Annotated in this window: 13 protein-coding genes, 1 tRNA gene and 1 pseudogene; 11 read left to right on the forward strand and 4 right to left on the reverse strand. The window is 65.1% G+C overall.

Annotated features, from left to right (window positions below):
* The first annotated feature begins 228 nt into the window (after positions 1-228).
* The 5 genes from NED97_RS02190 to NED97_RS02210 all read left to right on the forward strand — a co-directional run bounded on the left by NED97_RS02190 (position 229) and on the right by NED97_RS02210 (position 4341).
* Positions 229-987: a GNAT family N-acetyltransferase gene (locus tag NED97_RS02190; RefSeq protein WP_252489093.1), complete on the forward strand. Its 759-nt coding sequence runs from the start codon at positions 229-231 to the stop codon at positions 985-987.
* Positions 988-1135: 148 nt separating this feature from the next.
* The gene (locus NED97_RS02195) at positions 1136-2218 is read left to right on the forward strand and encodes an anthranilate phosphoribosyltransferase (RefSeq protein WP_252489094.1); all 1083 of its coding nucleotides are present in this window, start codon (positions 1136-1138) and stop codon (positions 2216-2218) included.
* 102 nt (positions 2219-2320) lie between these two features.
* Positions 2321-2710 (forward strand): DUF5518 domain-containing protein, encoded by a 390-nt coding sequence (locus tag NED97_RS02200; protein WP_252489095.1) that lies wholly within the window; start codon positions 2321-2323, stop codon positions 2708-2710.
* Positions 2711-2829: 119 nt separating this feature from the next.
* Entirely contained in the window at positions 2830-3591 is a 762-nt protein-coding gene (locus tag NED97_RS02205) for an SDR family NAD(P)-dependent oxidoreductase (RefSeq protein WP_252489096.1), read from the forward strand.
* 87 nt (positions 3592-3678) lie between these two features.
* The gene (locus tag NED97_RS02210) at positions 3679-4341 is read left to right on the forward strand and encodes an HAD family hydrolase (RefSeq protein WP_252489097.1); all 663 of its coding nucleotides are present in this window, start codon (positions 3679-3681) and stop codon (positions 4339-4341) included.
* A gap of 3 nt (positions 4342-4344) precedes the next feature.
* On the opposite strand, the gene NED97_RS02215 is transcribed toward NED97_RS02210, so the two are convergent.
* Complete coding sequence (locus NED97_RS02215) at positions 4345-5316, reverse strand: succinylglutamate desuccinylase/aspartoacylase family protein (RefSeq protein ID WP_252489098.1); 972 nt, start codon at positions 5314-5316, stop codon at positions 4345-4347.
* A 155-nt stretch (positions 5317-5471) separates the two neighbouring features.
* Between NED97_RS02215 and NED97_RS02220 the strand changes: the two genes are divergently transcribed.
* The 5 genes and pseudogenes from NED97_RS02220 (at position 5472) to NED97_RS02245 (ending at position 9193) form a co-directional block, all read left to right on the forward strand.
* Entirely contained in the window at positions 5472-5990 is a 519-nt protein-coding gene (locus NED97_RS02220; RefSeq protein WP_252489099.1) for a peptidylprolyl isomerase, read from the forward strand.
* Positions 5991-6221: 231 nt separating this feature from the next.
* Positions 6222-8279, forward strand: coding sequence for a bifunctional metallophosphatase/5'-nucleotidase (locus NED97_RS02225; RefSeq protein WP_252489100.1), 2058 nt, complete (start codon positions 6222-6224; stop codon positions 8277-8279).
* 131 nt (positions 8280-8410) lie between these two features.
* Positions 8411-8524, forward strand: a pseudogene (locus NED97_RS02230) (SDR family NAD(P)-dependent oxidoreductase); the annotation flags it as partial.
* Between the two features lie 183 nt (positions 8525-8707).
* Positions 8708-9046, forward strand: a complete 339-nt coding sequence (locus NED97_RS02240; RefSeq protein ID WP_252489102.1) for a ferredoxin — start codon at positions 8708-8710, stop codon at positions 9044-9046.
* A gap of 63 nt (positions 9047-9109) precedes the next feature.
* Positions 9110-9193, forward strand: a tRNA-Leu gene (locus NED97_RS02245).
* 297 nt (positions 9194-9490) lie between these two features.
* Here the strand turns inward: NED97_RS02245 and NED97_RS02250 are convergent.
* Both NED97_RS02250 and NED97_RS02255 read right to left on the reverse strand, forming a co-directional pair.
* Entirely contained in the window at positions 9491-11503 is a 2013-nt protein-coding gene (locus NED97_RS02250) for an ATP-binding protein (protein WP_252489103.1), read from the reverse strand.
* Positions 11504-11691: 188 nt separating this feature from the next.
* A complete protein-coding gene (locus tag NED97_RS02255) occupies positions 11692-13017 on the reverse strand; it encodes a CitMHS family transporter (RefSeq protein WP_252489104.1) in 1326 nt (441 codons plus the stop codon).
* Positions 13018-13216: 199 nt separating this feature from the next.
* Here NED97_RS02255 and NED97_RS02260 point away from each other — a divergent pair, with 199 nt between their 5' ends.
* Positions 13217-13459 carry a hypothetical protein gene (locus NED97_RS02260; protein WP_252489105.1) on the forward strand — a complete coding sequence of 81 codons (243 nt, stop codon included), beginning with the start codon at positions 13217-13219 and terminating at the stop codon, positions 13457-13459.
* Between the two features lie 29 nt (positions 13460-13488).
* Here NED97_RS02260 and NED97_RS02265 read toward each other — a convergent pair whose 3' ends face one another.
* Positions 13489-14964, reverse strand: a complete 1476-nt coding sequence (locus NED97_RS02265) for an aldehyde dehydrogenase family protein (protein ID WP_252489106.1) — start codon at positions 14962-14964, stop codon at positions 13489-13491.
* Between the last annotated feature and the right edge of the window lie 17 nt (positions 14965-14981).

The following is a 14981-nucleotide window of genomic DNA, read 5'->3' on the forward strand; positions in this document are numbered from 1 at the left end:
GGTGAATCTAGGGAGAACGCCACCGTATCGTTTTCGGGTCCGTCCGCGAGGCGGTAGCGACGCGAGTTCGTCGCTCACGACAGGTCTGAGATCTTCGTCTTGCGGTTCTGTCACGGCCGACAGCACAGCCAGTGGGCGACGAGCGAGATTCGGCGAACGACTGGTAACTGCGTCGTTACGCCGATCCGACTATAACGATTATTACTGTGGGTGCCGTTAGCACTATTCATGGGAATGACTGAACCGATCTCGATCGAGGAGGACGACCGAACGAGTATCTACGAGTACGTCGAGGCCCACGGCGCGGTCGACCGGGACCGGGCTCGAGCGGAACTGCTTCCGCCGGACCCGCCGGGAGAGCCACAGCACTCGCGAGCGTTCCGGCACAACCTCGCGATTCTCAAGCGAGACGGCTACCTCGAGGAGGACGAGAACGGGACGCTGCGCATCGCGGTCGACGCGGCCGACGACGAGGAGTTCACCGCCGACGACGTGGCGGTCACCATCAGATCGGCGCGACAGGAGGACCTCTCGGGGATCGTCGGCGCGATGCGTCGCGTCGTCGAGGAGATGACCTACATCGAGGCGGAGACCATCGCGGACGAACTCGACCACGAGGACGTCCTGCTCCGACACAACGAGTTCGAGTCTCGGATGTTCTTCGTCGCGACCGTCGACGACGAGGTCGTCGGCTGGGCGCACCTCCACACCCCGAATCTCGAGAAGCTCTCCCACACGGCGGAGCTCACGGTCGGCGTGCTCGAGGAGTACCGCGGGGTGGGAATCGGCAGCCAGCTCCTCGACCGTACGCTCGAGTGGGTGCGCTCGAGGAACCACGAGAAGGTGTACCAGAGCGTCCCCTCGACCAACGAGGAAGCGATCGAGTTCTTCGAGGGCCGGGGCTGGGAGACCGAGGCCGTCCGCGAGAACCACTACAAACTCGAGGACGAGTACATCGACGAGGTGATGATGGCGATCGAGCTGTAACTCGCCGTTCGCCGGCAAATCCCGGGCGCGACGTCGACCGGAACCGGTCTCCCGGCAGCCACTCGCCGAGCGACGCGCCCCTCATTTGCAGGGCGTGGAGATGCCCGAAAACGGGAGCCTTTTGCGCCCGCCTTCCCAACGACTGTCCATGGCGCAGACATCCCAGGAGTTCGGCGAGTGGCCGCTCAAACGGCTGATGACCGAGGTCGTCGGATCGGGTCCGAAGTCGGCCGACGACATGACCCACGAACAGGCACGCGAGGCCTTCCAGCGCATCCTCGCGGGCGAGCCCGACGGGACGACCCTCGGCGCGTTCTGGCTGGCGAACCGCTGGAAGCGCAACAACCCCGAGGAGCTCGCGGCCTACACCGACGTCATGCGCGAGGAGTCGGTCGTTACCGCCGAACCGGACGCCGACCCGGTCGACTGCGGGGCGAACTACGACGGTAAGCACACCTCCGCCCTGCTCGGCGTCGGTGCGGGACTCGTCGCCGCCGCGGCCGGAACGCCCGTCGTCGTCCACTCCGGCGACGGCGTCCCGACCCAGAAGGAGACGGCCTACAAGCACGTCCTCGACGAACTGGGCGTCCGGACCGAACTCGAGCCCGCGGAGAGCGCCGACATGGTCGACGAAACGGGCTTCGGCTTCTACTACCAGCCCGCGTTCAACCCCGGGATCGACGACCTGTTCGACCGGCGCGATCAGATGGGCGTTCGAACGTTCGTCAACACCATCGAGACGGTCGCCAACCCCGCGAACGCCGACGTCCACCTCGGCTCGTTCTACCACCTCGCGTTCGCGAAGAAGCTGACCGACCTCATCAAGGGAAGCGAGCGACTCGACTACTCCCGGGCGATCTTCTTCCAGGGGATGGAGGGCTACGACGACATCCGACCCGGTTACACGAAGGTCGCCGAGTGGGACCGCGAGGGCGACGACGGCGAGGAGTCCTTCGAGGACTACGAGATCGAGACCGCCGAGTACGGCATGGAGATGGAGAGCGAGGATCTGGAAGTCGAGGACGTGACTACTGACTCCGCGACGATCACCGAGGAGGTGCTCGCCGGCGAACGCGACGACCACTTCGCCGACGCCATCGCGCTCAACGGCGCGTTTCGGATGTACGCTCGTCAGGACGTCGACTCGCTCGAGGACGGCCTCGAGCGGGCCCGTGCGGTTATCGACGACGGTAGCGCCGAATCCGTGCTCGAGGAACTCCGGGACTTTTGAGAGCGATTCCCGCCTCGAGACCGCAACGAGGCGGCGGATTCGACGACCGGCCCGATTTACCGATCCTCAATACTTTTTACCTGGCCGACAGTACTCGATCGCATGGTTCCCGACACCTCCGCGCCCTCGAGGGTCGACGACGCAACCGCCGGCGACAGCTCTAACACCGTTATCAACGCGTTCATCGGCGGAATCGCCGGCGTGATCCTCTCGTTCGTGCCGCTGTCGACGGTCCTCGGCGGTGCGATCGCCGGCTATCTCGAGGGCGGCACGTCGGAGGACGGGCTGAAAGTCGGGGCGCTCGCCGGCGTCGTCATGCTGGTCCCGTTCGTGGTTCTCGCCGGCTTCTTCTTCCTCGTTTTCGCGCCGCCGGGAACGCCGATCGGGTTCGGGCTGCTCGGATTCGTCGTCCTGTTCTTCGGGATGCTCTACACCGTCGCGCTCGGCGTTCTCGGCGGCTATCTCGGAGTCTACGTGAAGAACGAGTTCTAACGACGACCGGCGGGGGCTCTTACCACTGTTCGGTAGGCGGACTATTTCTATAAACATCGTCTCTAATCAAGCGTAAAACCATGAACGAACTTATGTAGTCTCCCTCCGAGTATCGTGCTATGCGACTCGAGAACGAGACGGCCCTCATCACGGGTGCGGCCTCAGGCATCGGACGGGCGACCGCCGAACGGTTTGCGGCGGAAGGCGCGCGCGTCATCGTCACCGACATCGACAGCGACGGCGGGGAAACGGTCGCCACCGCCCTCGATGACGACGGTGCCGACGCGGAGTTTCACGACCTCGACGTCACCGACAGCGAGGAGTTCCACGCCGTCGTCGACGCCGTCGCGGAGGAGTACGGTCTCGACATCATCGTCAACAACGCCGGGACCGGCCACCCCTCCTCTCGGCTCGAGGAGACCGACGACTCGATTCGCGATTTCGTCATCGACGTCAACGTGAAGGGCGTCTGGAACGGCTGCCACGCCGCCTTACCCCACATGAAAGAGCAGGGCCACGGCGCGATCGTCAACGTCGGTTCGCTGGCGAGCATCCTCGGCCTTCCCAAGCAGGCGGCCTACTCGCTGAGCAAGGGCGCCGTTCTGAATCTCACTCGAGCGGTGGCCGCCGAGGCCGGACCCTACGGCGTCCGCGCCAACACCGTCTGTCCGGGCTTCACCGACACGGCGCTGCTCGAGCAGTACCTGGCGGTGCAGGACGACCCCGAGGCGGCCCGCGAGGAGATGGCCGCGGAGTACCCGCTCAAGCGACTCGGCGAAGCCGAGGAGGTCGCCGACTCGATCCTGTTCCTCGCGAGCGACGAGGCTTCCTTCGTCAGCGGCCACGGACTGGTCGTCGACGGCGGGTTCTCGACCTGCTGACGGCTTCGAACCGGTTCGGATTCTCCCGACTCATCGCGGGCTCGTCGAACCGAAACGATCAATTATCCGTTCTGACATCTTCGGCACGTGAGCACCTACGACGCGATCCTCTTCGACAGCGACGGCGTGCTGGTCGAGCCGCCCACCGCCGAAACCCAGACCGAAGCGACGCGTGCGGCGTTCCGGGCGGTGGGCGTCGAGGACGTCGATCAGCGGTCGCTCGACGACGTCGTGAACGGCGTCACCGTCGGGCGGCTCCGCGAGATCTGTACGAGCTACGACCTCGAGCCGGTGGAGTTCTGGCGAGCGCGCGAACACCACGACGAGCGCTCGCAGTTCGAGCAGTTCGACGCCGGCAACCGCGACCGGTACGCGGACGTCGCCGCGATCGGGGACCTCGAGCAGCCCCGCGGCGTCGTGAGCAACAACCACCACAGCACGATCGAGTTCGTCCTGGACGCGTTCGACCTCGCGCCCCTGTTCGACACCTACTACGGTCGGCCGAAGACGATCGAGAGCCTCGAGCGGAAGAAACCGAATCCGCACTACCTCGAGCGCGCGCTCGAGGACCTCGGCTGCGAGACGGCGCTGTACGTCGGCGACGGCGAGAGCGACGTGATCGCGGCCGACCGGGCCGGGATCGATTCGGCGTTCGTCCGTCGGCCTCACTGCGCGGACGTTACCCTGTCGGCGGCCCCGACCTACGACGTCGAGACGCTGGACGACGTCGCCGAAGTCGTCGCCGAGTGACGGTCACTCCTCGCGAATCAGGGCCACGCTCCCGAGTTTCCCCCCTGCGGTGACGGTCGCTTCCCGCGTGAGCGTGTACAGCAGCCCCTCGCGATCCGCGACGGCCTCCTGGAGAACCTCGTAGGTCGTCGGATCGTAGACCGTTCCGAGCGCCGCCCCCTCCGAGACGAACTGGCCGACCTCGAGCGACGGCTTCGGCCGAAATAGGCCGGAATCGTCGGCGATGACCTGGCCGAGGTGGTTCCGGGCGAGGGTCTGTTCGCGTTCGGGAGCGTCGCCGGGGAGCAATCCGAGGTAGCGACAGACGCCGAGCAGTCCGTCGACCCCCTCCTCGACGGCGCCCTCGACGATCTGCTTGTTGTAGGCGAGTTCGGGCGTGATCGAGGGAATTCCCTCGTTCGCGGCCGCGACGCGGAGCTTTCCGGCGAAACCGCGGCGGTGCCACTCCTCCGAGGCGTCGTCGTCGGCCTCCTCGGAGAGCAGCAGGTCGGTGCCGAACGCCTCGGCGAGCGCGCGGGATCGCTCGTCACCCTCGAGGAAGACGACGTGCGGGAGCATATTCGGACTCCCCGTGTGCAGGTCGACGAGGGCGTCGGCCTCGGCGACGTACTCCCAGAGGCGGGCGGCCATCCGCTGGTGGAGGCTCCCGTCGGCGTCGCCGGGCCAGACCCGGTTCATGTTCGGGTTGACGCTGTCGAGCACTTCCGGCGTCGTGTAGGTGATATGGTCGAACGTCAGGGGGTTCGCGACGGGGACGGCGACGATCGTTCCCGACAGCGAGTTCAGCGGGAGTCGCTCGTGGAATCGGCGAAGGGTCTCGGTGCCGTTGATCTCGCGGCCGTGCTGGGCGGCCTGCACGTAGAGCGTCGGTCCGTCGCCGTCGCCTCGGTAGGTGTGTACCGTCGTCGTGATCGCGACGCCCGACGGCAATTGCGCGAGCGTCACCGTCTCGGCCGTATGGGTCCCGCCAGTCATGGTCGGCCGTACCACGTCCGCCGGTATGTACCTGCGGCCTGTCGGCGCTCGAGGTGTTCCGTCGCGGCCCTCCCTCGGTCGTCCGATCGGCCCGTCGATCGGGTTTGCCTGCCCGAGACCACTAGGGTTTTCACCCGTCCCGACGACGCCGACGTATGGGCAACGTTACTGCGACCCTGCACACCACGAAGGGCGATATCGAGGTCGAACTCTACGACGAGCGCGCGCCGCGAACCGTCGACAACTTCGTCGGGTTGGCTACGGGCGGTAAAACCTGGACCGACCCCGAGACGGGCGAGGAGGTCGAGGGCGAACCGCTGTACGACGACGTTGCATTCCACCGTATCATCGAGGACTTCATGATCCAGGGCGGCGACCCGACCGAGACCGGTCGCGGCGGCCCCGGCTACCAGTTCGACGACGAGTTCCACGACGAACTGGGCCACGACGACGCGGGTATCCTGAGCATGGCCAACTCCGGACCCGACACCAACGGCTCGCAGTTCTTCATCACGCTGGACGCACAGCCGCACCTCGACGGCCGCCACTCGGTCTTCGGCGAGGTCACCGACGGGATGGACGTCGTCCGCGAGATCGGGAGCGTCGACACCGGCCCGAACGACGAGCCGAAAGAGGACGTGGTGCTCGAGTCGGTCGACGTCGACTACGAGTAGCGACGTTCACGGACTCCTGCGCGTTTCGACCGGCCCGCTTTTTCGTCGCTTCACTCCCCGATCTGCTCTCGTACTCGAGACGCAGTTCGCGTTTTTATCGCTCGCTCGAGCCAGCGGGCCGAGACGGTTTCCTTCTCGATAACGGCGAATAGCTCATCGTTCTGTCGGGTTATAACAGGAACAGTAGGTGCATGAGAAATACTTTCATCGATGATTTTCTACTGTAGACTGATGTCTCCCGACCAGTCAGACTGCGGACGGCGAACGGCCGTCCGACCGACGCGAGGCGAACCGGCGGCGGACCGAAGTCAGGTGTACGCGATCGACGACGGCGAACTTCGAGCCAGGGATCCGTCGGAGGTCGACCGGGACTGCGGCTGCGGACGGACGCACACGCGTCGAACGTTCATGGGTGCGACCGCAGCCGGCGTGGCGGGACTGACACTCGGTTCTCAGGTCCCCAGCGTCGCGGCCGAGGAACCGGAGGGTGACACCGTCACGATCGTCCACGACCTCCACTCGCACAGCGAGATCGGCGAACCCGGTGAGCCGAACATCGCGCGCTACCAGCGGGTCGTCCAGGAACAACTCGCGGACCGCGACGACGCGGTCTTCCTCGCGAACGGGGACGAACTCGGCTCGTCGACGATCTCCTTTTTCACCGAGGGGGCGCACAAGATCGACTTCATGAACGACATGAACCTCACCGCCGCGGGCGTCGGCAACCACGACTTCGACTACGGCGTCGACGTCGCCGAGCGGCGGTTCAGAGACAGCGAGTTCCCGTGGCTGAACTCGGCGCTGTACACCCCCGACGGCGAGCTGTTCCCGGGCACCGAGCGGTACACGACGCTCGAGATCGGCGACCTCACGGTCGGTCTCTTCAACGTCGTCCTCCGGGACTTCCACGGGATCACCGACTACCCCGACGAGTACGAGCAGCGGGATCCGGTCGAGACCGCCCGGGAAATGACCGACCTCCTCCGGGAGGAGGAGGGCGCGGACGTCGTCGTCTGCTCGTCGCACACGCCCCACGAGACCCACTTCGAACTCGCCGAGGAGGTCGACGGCCTCGACGCGATCTTCGGCTCGCACTCCCACTACACGATGGACGCGGCGGAGATCCACGAGGGGACCGTCATCAGCGAGGTCGGCTACGCCTACTTCCACCTGGGCGTGATGACTCTCGACGCGGACGGCGACCTCGTGAGCTGGGAGCGGATCGACCTGGACGGGGACGTCGAGCCCGATCCGGAGTTCGAGGAACGGATCGAGGCCCAGTACGACGAACTCGAGGAGGAACTCGCCGAGCCGGTCGGCGAGACGGCCGTCGAACTCACCTCGTCCGGCGCCGTCAACTACGCCCGCGAGAGCCGGCTCGGGAACCTCATCACGGACGCGATGCTCGACGTGCACGACGAGGCCGAGGTCTCGTTCCAGAACGCCGGCGGCATCCGGACGAACACCACCTACGGGCCGGGCGAACTCACCGCAGGGGACGTCCTGAGCGTTCTCCCGTTCGGGAACGAGGTCGTCGTCTTCGAGGCGACCGGCGAGGAGATTCGGCAGGTGCTCGAGAACCGGGTCGACGTCCTGCCCGACAACGCCTTCGGCGCCCAGCAGGCTCAGCAGGTCGGCGGCCTCCAGTTCGAGTGGAGCGGTCACGAGACGGACGAGATCCACGACGTCTACGTCGACGGCGACCCCCTCGAGCCCGACGAGACGTACGTCGTCTCGATGACGGACTACCTGAAGGACGTCGCGGGCGCCTACGAGCCGTTCCGCGACGCGGAGCTCATCTGGGACGCCGGGATCGTCCTCGGTCCGGCCGTCATGGAGTACATCGAGGAGCACAGCCCCGTCGAACCGACGCTCGAGAACCGCATTTTGCGGGTCGACGAGGACGTCGGGAGCCAGCGAGAGGTTGCCCGCCGACGCGGTCGCACGATGCTCCGGTTCGACGTTCCCGAGGGCGCGACCGAAATCGCCGACGAGGAGACGTTCTACGGCCTCGTCTGGGACGACGGCTTCGACCCGGATCCGGAGTACGTCGAGGTCGACGGCGACGAGCTCTGGATCGGCTACGACACCGACGAGTTCCAGCGCTTCCTCGCGGAGACCGACGCCGAGGAGATCCGGATCTTCGGCGGATTCTCCCCCGACGAGGAGCACTACGGCTACACTGGCCCCGACGGAAACCTCCTCGAGCTTCCCGTCGCGGTCGCGTACGACCGCTTCAAGCTGAAGGCGACGATCGACGCGACCTCGCCGTCGCTTCGTTCGGACTGAGGAGACGACAGGGTGCTGCGAGACCGCGCGGCTCTCCTGCAGATCCCCGCGACGGCGTTTAGGACGCCGCAGTTCGCACCTCGCGTACGGAACGGGCGGCTGCGGACGTTTCCGACCAGCGCGGCCGGAGGATCGTCGTCACGGGCGCGAACAGCGGCATCGGTCTCGAGACGGCCCGCGAACTCGCACGCAACGGCGCGACGGTGATCGTAGCCTGCCGCAGCGAGAACCTGCGTCGGGACGCCGGCGGCCGAGCGTCGCGGGTCGTCACCGTCTCGAGCGAACTCCACGAGCGCAGCGAGATCGACTTCGACGACCTGCCGGCGGCGATCCGCGCCGTCGAGTGACGCTCGAACGGGACGATCGACGTCCCGGTTCGACGCGATCCGACCGTAACGCGAAAGGCCGCTCGCGCGAAGCCCTACGTAATGAGCGACGACGGCATTCAGCGTGCGAGCGAGGTCGGCTCGTCGGACGCGCCGCCGGTCGAGGAGAAGCCGTACAAGATCATCTTCGAGGCCAACAAGTGCTTCGGCGCGGGCAAGTGCGCGGAGGTCAGCGACAACTGGGAGATGTCCATCGCTTCCGGGATCGCCAAACCGAAAGCGTATTTCTTCGGCGAGGAGGCCCTCGAGCACAACGTCCGCGCCGCGGAGGTCTGCCCGGCGAAGAAGGACGAGGGCTGTATCCACGTGATCGACCGTCGGACGGACGAGGAGATCGCGCCGGATCCACACGGGGACGGGACGCTGAGCGTCGACTGGTAACGGGTCGATCGAACACCGAAACGCACATCCCAGAATAGCGGCTATCATCGAGTGCCTTTCTGTGCGAGGGTAGCCAAGCAGGCCAACGGCGGTGGGCTTAAGACCCGCTCCCGTAGGGGTCCGAGGGTTCAAATCCCTTCCCTCGCATCGCTGTCGCGAGCAATCCGCGAGCGACAGCGATCGAACGGAAGGATTTGAATCAGGGAGTGGAGCGAAGCGGAACGACCGTGGTTCAAATCCCTTCCCTCGCATGTCGCCGCGAACAACTCGTGAGCGGCGACTACGTAACGGAGGGATTTGAATGAGACCGAGGTTCTGCGAGCGAAGCGAGCAGGTTCTCGGACGCGGTTCAAATCCCTTCCCTCGCATACCGACTCGAACGAACGCGAGAGTCGCGTACTCGGGGTAACCAACTGCCCGGTCCGGGAAGATGGTCTCACACGTCTACGACTCCTCGACCGCGGGAAGCGTGAACGAGAACGTCGCCCCCTCGCCCGGTTCGGAATCGACCCAGATGCGTCCACCGTGGCGTTCGATAATACGCTGACAGAGCGCCAGGCCGATCCCAGTGCCGGAGTGCTCCTCGCGAGTTTGGAGTCGCTGGAACACCTCGAAGACGCGCTCCTGGTCGGCGGGGTCGATACCGACACCGTCGTCGTGAACCGAGATCTTCCACGCTCTCCGTTGGCAATCGGCTTCGACGTGAACCCGTGGTTGCTCGTCGCCGCTGTATGCGATCGCGTTACTGAGAAGATTTTGGAAGACCTGTCGCAACTGGCTGTCATCACCTTCTACGCGAGGAAGATCGTCGGTCGTGATTTCGGCGTTGCTCTCGTTGATCTGCACCTGCAGGTCTTCCCGTACTTCCTCGAAGAGACAATCCAGATCGATCGGCTCGAGCGGGTCTCCCTGCGTATCCACTCGCGAATACGCGAGGAGACCGTCGATCATGTCGCGCATTCGATCGGCACCGTCGACGGCGAACGCGAGGAACTCCTCACCGTCCTCGTCGAGGTCGTCCTCGTACCGACGGTCGAGGAGCTGAAGATAGCTCGAGACCATTCGAAGCGGCTCCTGGAGGTCGTGCGAGGCCGCATACGCGAACTGTTCGAGGCGCTCGTTGGACTCCTCGAGCTGGCGCTTGCGTTCCTTGAGTTCGGATTCCAGGCGCTTGCGCTCGGTGATATCGGAGATGATTCCCTCGACGTCGATGACGCCCTCCCCGTTGTCGACGACGCTGCGGCCGTAATCTCTGACCCACCGCACGTCACCGTCAGCGGTTTTGATGCGGTAGGTTTCGGAGAAGGGCTCTCCTTTCGCCGCCTGCCGGTGGATCGTCTCCCTCAGTTTTTCGCGGTCCTCCTGAATCATGACGTCCTCGCCCCATCCGATATCGCCGCTCTCGAGGGTGACAGGGTCGTAACCGGTCAGTTCTTTGCACGCATCGCTGACGAACTCCATGGGCCAGCCGCGCTCGTTCTTACAGCGATAGACCATTCCGGGAACGTTGGCCACCAACGTCGAGAGGCGTCGCTCGCGCATCTCGAGCGTTCGTTCGCGCTCCTTGCGCTCGGTAACGTCGCGATCCGAGACGATTATGGACACGATATCACCGTCGTCGTTCCTGACTGGCCTGAAATAGCCGCTGAGCGTGTATCGCTCTCCGTTCGGTCGAGTAAGGTCGGTCTCGAAATCGACGTACTCGCCGGCCGCTGCTCGCTTCGTCCATTCTTTCACCTCGGTCTGAACCTCGTCTTCTTCTTCCCACCACGGCGTCTCCCAGAACGGTTCGCCCGTCACGTCGCTGAGGTCGTCGTCGATGTACTCCATCGCCGTCTGATTGATATCCACTACCGTCCCGTCCGGCTCGAGCAGTCCGACGAGGATGTTCGGATCTTCGAAAATCGCCTCGAATCGTCGCTCCGTCTGCGTGTTTTCGATCGCTGACGCGAGAACGTTAGCGACGCTCTGGACGAAGTTGGCGTCGTGTTCCGTAAACTCCCGCCTCTCGGTCGTATGCGTTCCCAGGACGCCCCACGGCTCTTCGACCGAGCCGATGATGACGCTGATGCCGCTGACGACGTCGTGACTGGTGAGCAGTTCGGGACCGGAAAACCGTTCCTCGGTGCGGAGATCGTCGACGACGATCGGTTCCTCGGAGAGCAGCGTGTACCCCGCCTGCGAGTCCACGTCGGTCGGCACCGTCGCGTTCCCGACGAGGCCGTCGCGCCAACCGACACCCTGTCGAAGGAAGACTTCGTCGCCGCCGGGGAGCAACTCGAGCACCTTGGCGTACTCGTTGTCGAGCGTTTCCGCGACCGCGACCGAGGTATCGTGCATCAACTGGTCGAGATCGTCAGTCTCGAGCGCCTGCTGTCCGAGTTCGGCGACGACCTCCTGCTGACGGATGCGGGTGTGAACCGCCGCGTCCACATCCGTCTGAGGAGAGTTATTCATTCAGAACAAATACTATCGGAAGCAGTATAATAGCTTCCCCAGAATTACCGCTGCGAACAACTCGCGAGCGTCGGCGATCGAAGAACGGGTCCGAGGCTCTGCGAGCAAACGGAGCAGGGTCTCGGACGTGATCTACTCCCGTTCCTCGCACTCACGACGACCGGGCTGGAACAGGAGTACCGGAGCGGCTACAGCGGGATTGCTCCCAGAAGCAGCGCGACGACGAGGATCACCGACGACGGGATCACCATCAGCGGGAGGGTGAACTTGATGTGCTCCCCGAGTTCGATTCCCGCCAATCCGATGAGGAGGTAGGTCGCGCCGGTGAACGGCGACACCGGGAAGCCGACGGTCTGTCCGACCAGCGAGGCGCGAACGACCGCGACCGGATCGTGTCCGTACGCCGCACTCGTCTCGGCGAGGACGGGCAACACGCCGAAGTAGAACGCGTCCGGGCTAAACAGCAGTCGAGCGGGCAACGACAGAACGGCGACGACGATCGGCAGGCGAGCGCCGAGCACGTCGGGGATGAGCAGGACCATGATGTTCGCCATCTCCGTTACCATGCCGCTCTCCTCGAGAACCCCGATGAGTACGCCCGCGGCGAAGAGAATGCCGACGTAGGTCATCACGTCCGGCGCGTAAGACTCGAGGACGTCCTTTTGTCTCTCGTAGTCGGGCACGTTGACGATCAGCGCGATGACGACGCCGAGCATGAACGAAACCTCCGGTGACGTGACTCCAGCGATGAGCGCGCCGAGCACCGCGATCGTCAGGAGGAGGTTGAACGCCCACTTCCGGTCCGTCTCGATGTCGCGTCCGTCGGTCGCCTCCTCGACGAGTGACTCCTCGTCGACCCCGTCGAAGGCGGTTACCGTGTCCAGATCCTGACGAATCTGTCTGCCGTAGTAGCCGCTGATCGCGAACACGGACAGCATCCCGGCGGCCTGCGCGGGGATCATCGGGTTGAACACGTTCGAGATCGTCGCGGGATCGATCGCGGCGACGCCGCGGACGACCTGTCCGCCCCACGGGACCATGTTCATCGTTCCGGCGGTGAGCGCGACGAGCGCTGCGAGGATCTTTCGGTCGACGTCGAGGGCGTCGTACAGCGGGAGCAACGCCGGGATCGTGATCAGCATCGTCGTCGCGCCGGCTCCGTCCAGGTGCGTCACCATCGCGAGTCCGACGGTTCCGACCGTGAGCAGCGCCGGTTTACTGATGATATTGTCGACGATTCGGACGATGAACGGATCAAACATCCCGCTGTCGCGCATGATGCTGAAGTACCAGACCGCGAACGCGAACATCGCCGTGATTCCGACGATTCCCTGCAGTCCCTCTTCGGCGAACGACGCGATCTGTTCCGGAGAAAACCCCGCGACCAGCGCGGCGACGATCGGAACGATGATCAGCGTCGGGACGACGTACAGTCGTTTTCCGATGACCAGAAACAGGATGAGGAAGATCGCTCCGTACCCGATCAGTCCGAGTGATAAGCCAGATCCTAGCACGAATCGATGATTTCCGACCTGCCTTAAAAATCGTAATGTCCGGTCTGCTATATACGGTGTTCGGTTCGGGTAATTTTGGACCGAAGTCACGATTCTCGAGCGGTCGTCGGGTTCGCTGCGGTGCGCCACCGGATCGGGCGCGCCCTGCCGGAGGGTGCAGGTACAACCGTTTCACGCATCCGCTTCCTGTATCGAACCAATGGAAGATCTGGAGAGCGACGGGTCGCGAATCGCCAACAACCGGCTGGCGGTCGCCGTCGTCGTCGGCTCGCTCTGTCTCGTCGTCGGGGCCTGGTTACTGATACAGGCGGGGCTACTGGACGACCTCATCCCCGCGCACGGCCCCGCGGCCGACGCGGTGCCGCTGTATCTGCTGGTCGGACTCGTTCTCGTCGGACTCGTCGTCTGGAGCTGGCAGCGGTTCCTCTCGCTTTTCGAGTAAGGACGAGAACGCCACTCCGTCAGAACACGTCAGAACGGGTAATCCCGCGGCTCGCGCTGGACCGAGATCCACTTCGTCGTCGTCAGTTCGTCGAGGATCGACTCGCCGTTGTACCGACCCAGCCCGGACTGTTTCATCCCGCCGAAGGGGACGTGCGGTTCGTCGTTGATCGGCTGATCGTTGATGTGGATCATGCCCGTCTCGATCCCGTCGGCGATCGTCCGGGCCTGCTCTATATCCTCGCTGTGGACCGATCCCGACAGCCCGTGGATCGTGTCGTTGGCCAGCTCGATCGCCTCCTCGTCGCTCGAGTACGGGATCACGGGGGCGATCGGACCAAAGTGCTCGTTACAGGCGGCGGCCATGTCGTTGTCGGCGTCGGAGATCACCGTCGGCTCGACGACGAGGCCGTCCGCCTCGCCGCCGGTCTCGAGCGTCGCGCCCGCGTCGAGGGTGTCCTCGACGAACTCGAGCATCGTATCGCGCTGGGTCTCGTCGATGACCGGCCCGATGACCGTGTCGCCGTCCTTCGGATCGCCGATCGGCAGGTTCGCCGCTCGCTCGGTCAGCGTCCCGACGTAGTCGTCGTACAGCGACTCGTGGACCAGGTGGCGGTTGATCGAGATGCAGGCCTGCCCCTGGTGAAGAAAGGAGCCGAAGACGCCGCCGTCGACGGCTCGCTCGAGGTCCGCGTTCTCGGTGACGACGTGAACGTTGTTGCCGCCGAGTTCGAGGGCGGGCAGCGCGCAGTTGCCGGCGGCCTGCTTCGCGACCCGCTGGCCGATCTCGGTCGAACCGGTGAAGGCGAGCACCCGCGGAATCTCGTGGTCGGCCATCGAGTCGCCGATCTCGGAGCCGCGACCGGGAACGACGCCGAGTAGTCCCTCGGGAACGCCGGCCTCTTCGAAGATGCGCGCGAGCAGTAGCCCGCCGGTGAGCGGCGTGTTCGAGGCGGGTTTGAGCACGACCCCGTTTCCGGCCGCGAGGGCGGGTGCGACGGCTCGCATCGACAGGTGGAACGGGAAGTTCCACGGCGAAATGACGCCGACGACGCCCGCCGGGACGCGCTCGACGACGTTCTCCTTGCCGGGGACGATCGACTCCGCGTGCTGGCCCTTCATCCGGAAGGGGTAGCTCGCGGCCTCCTGCATCATCCCGCGAGCGGTCTGGATCTCGGCGTCGCTCTTGACTTCCGTGCTGCCGGACTCGAGGGCGAGCAACTCGACGATCTCCTCGCGGTGCCCGCGGACGAACTCGAGGGCGGCCGTGACGAGTCCGGCCCGTCGCTGCGGCGGCTGTCGTGCCCACGACTCCTGGGCCTCGCGGGCCGCCTCGTACGCTTTGTCGACGTCGTCTGGCGTCCCCGCGGGGACGGTCGCGATCTCCTCGCGGGTGTAGGGGTTCTCCACTGCGATCGACTCCCGGTCGCCGGGGCCGGTCCACTCGCCGCCGAGATACAGGGCGTTCCAGCCCGAGTCGGGCGTCAGCGGAAGCTCGTCGGTCATACGGAGACGGTACTCCG

The organism is Natronococcus sp. CG52 (genome assembly GCF_023913515.1).
Classification (GTDB): Archaea; Halobacteriota; Halobacteria; order Halobacteriales; family Natrialbaceae; genus Natronococcus; species Natronococcus zhouii.

What these genes read in the sequence shown, in the direction of transcription:
- NED97_RS02205 (WP_252489096.1), top strand. Translation starts at nt 2,830, where the DNA reads ATGCGACTCGAGAACGAGACGGCCCTCATCACGGGTGCGGCCTCAGGC.
- NED97_RS02200 (WP_252489095.1), top strand. Translation starts at nt 2,321, where the DNA reads ATGGTTCCCGACACCTCCGCGCCCTCGAGGGTCGACGACGCAACCGCC.
- NED97_RS02240 (WP_252489102.1), top strand. Translation starts at nt 8,708, where the DNA reads ATGAGCGACGACGGCATTCAGCGTGCGAGCGAGGTCGGCTCGTCGGAC.
- NED97_RS02225 (WP_252489100.1), top strand. Translation starts at nt 6,222, where the DNA reads ATGTCTCCCGACCAGTCAGACTGCGGACGGCGAACGGCCGTCCGACCG.
- NED97_RS02260 (WP_252489105.1), top strand. Translation starts at nt 13,217, where the DNA reads ATGGAAGATCTGGAGAGCGACGGGTCGCGAATCGCCAACAACCGGCTG.
- NED97_RS02250 (WP_252489103.1), bottom strand. Translation starts at nt 11,503, where the DNA reads ATGAATAACTCTCCTCAGACGGATGTGGACGCGGCGGTTCACACCCGC.
- NED97_RS02215 (WP_252489098.1), bottom strand. Translation starts at nt 5,316, where the DNA reads ATGACTGGCGGGACCCATACGGCCGAGACGGTGACGCTCGCGCAATTG.
- NED97_RS02195 (WP_252489094.1), top strand. Translation starts at nt 1,136, where the DNA reads ATGGCGCAGACATCCCAGGAGTTCGGCGAGTGGCCGCTCAAACGGCTG.
- NED97_RS02220 (WP_252489099.1), top strand. Translation starts at nt 5,472, where the DNA reads ATGGGCAACGTTACTGCGACCCTGCACACCACGAAGGGCGATATCGAG.
- NED97_RS02265 (WP_252489106.1), bottom strand. Translation starts at nt 14,964, where the DNA reads ATGACCGACGAGCTTCCGCTGACGCCCGACTCGGGCTGGAACGCCCTG.
- NED97_RS02190 (WP_252489093.1), top strand. Translation starts at nt 229, where the DNA reads ATGGGAATGACTGAACCGATCTCGATCGAGGAGGACGACCGAACGAGT.